The sequence below is a fragment of the Variovorax sp. P4_B11 genome, from assembly GCF_056402355.1.
In genome coordinates, this window is the sequence record NZ_JBFUHO010000153.1 from 1 (window position 1) to 1,474 (window position 1,474).

Below are 1,474 nucleotides of genomic sequence, written 5' to 3' on the forward strand. Positions count from 1 at the left end.
GGCTTCCACCGCCGCGTTCAGCGCCAGGATGTTGGTCTGGAAGGCGATGCCGTCGATCACGCCGATGATGTCCACGATCTTCTTCGACGAGGCGTTGATCGAGGCCATCGTGTCCACCACCTGGCTCACCACCTCCCCGCCCTTGACCGCCACTTCGGAGGCCGAGACGGCCAGTTGATTCGCTTGACGCGCGTTGTCCGCGTTCTGCTTGACCGTGCTGGTGAGTTCTTCCATCGACGCCGCCGTCTGTTCCAGCGAGCTGGCCTGCTCCTCGGTGCGCGAGGACAGGTCCTGGTTGCCAGCGGCGATCTGGCCCGAAGCGGTGACGATCGAATCGGTCGAGGTCTTGATGCGCCCCACGAGGTCGGTCAAGGTGTCCTCCATCTCGCCCATGCCGCGCAGCAGGCGCCCGAAGTCGCCGCCCCGATCGGTCTCGAATTCCTTGCTGAGATCGCCGGAGGCCACGGTGTCGGCGATCAGCAGCGCCTCGCCGATCGGCTGCACGATGCTGCGCGTCAACAGCCAGGCCAGCACCGAGCCCAGGGCCAGCGCGATCGCGGCCAGCGCCATGAGGTTGATGCGGCCCGCGCGATAGAGCGCATCGATCTCGGCAGCCGACTTGTCGATCTGATCCTGCTCATGCGCCAGGATGCCGCGGATGCTGGCGTCGTAGCTGTCGAGCGTGGGCACCAGCTTGTCCCTGGCGATCCGCATCGCCTCCTGCGGATTGCCGTCGGCCTTGAGCTTGAGCAGCATGTTGCGCAGTTCGACGTAGTCGGCCCGCTTCTTCTTGATGTCCGCCGCCAGCGCCAGTTCCTCCGGCGAGCTCAGCAGTGCCTCGAGCTTCTTCTGGGTCTCGGAGATCGTGGCGCTGGTCTTGCTCATGCCCTTCTGCAGGTAGTCCTGCACTTCGGGGTCGTTGGCACTGAGGAGCGCGTAGGTGCGCACGCTGTTGGTGGTGGTCCCGAGCAGCCAGCCCGCAGCCAGCCTCTCCTTGACCAGCGATCGCTTCGCCATGTCGTTGGTGGCATCGCCGATGGCCTGCAGGCGCAGCACGCCGATGCCGGCAGTGGCGGCCAACAGGGCCAGGATCAATGCGAAGCTCCCGCCCAGGCGGGTGCCGATCTTCCAGTCTTTCATCTTGTCTCCGATCGTTTGATTGCTTGTCTGCGAGGGCTTGGGTCGAACGCGGCCTCAGGCGGCCAGCTTCTCGATCAGGCCCATGTCGTCGCTGGACATCAGGCGGTCGATGTCCACCAGGATCAGCATCCGCTCGTCCAGCGTCCCCAGCCCGATCAGGTAGTCCGTGTCCAGCACCGACCCCATCGCCGGCGCCGGCTTGATCTGCTCCGCCGTCAGCGTGATCACGTCCGACACGCTGTCCACCACCATCCCCACCACCCGCCCCCCGATGTTCAGCACGATCACCACCGTGAACTGGTCATAGCTCGGCGTCCCCAGCGCAAACTTGATC

The 1,474-nt window shown here is 65.3% G+C and carries 2 protein-coding genes; both read right to left on the bottom strand.

The genetic code is table 11. The features are described 5' to 3' along the window. Positions 1–1,140: methyl-accepting chemotaxis protein (locus AC1DYD_RS41350; protein WP_478178487.1), on the bottom strand; the 1,140-nt coding region annotated here is incomplete at its 3' end. Between the two features lie 54 nt (positions 1,141–1,194). Next, on the bottom strand, positions 1,195–1,474 hold a 280-nt coding region (locus AC1DYD_RS41355; RefSeq protein ID WP_478178488.1), incomplete at its 5' end, for a chemotaxis protein CheW.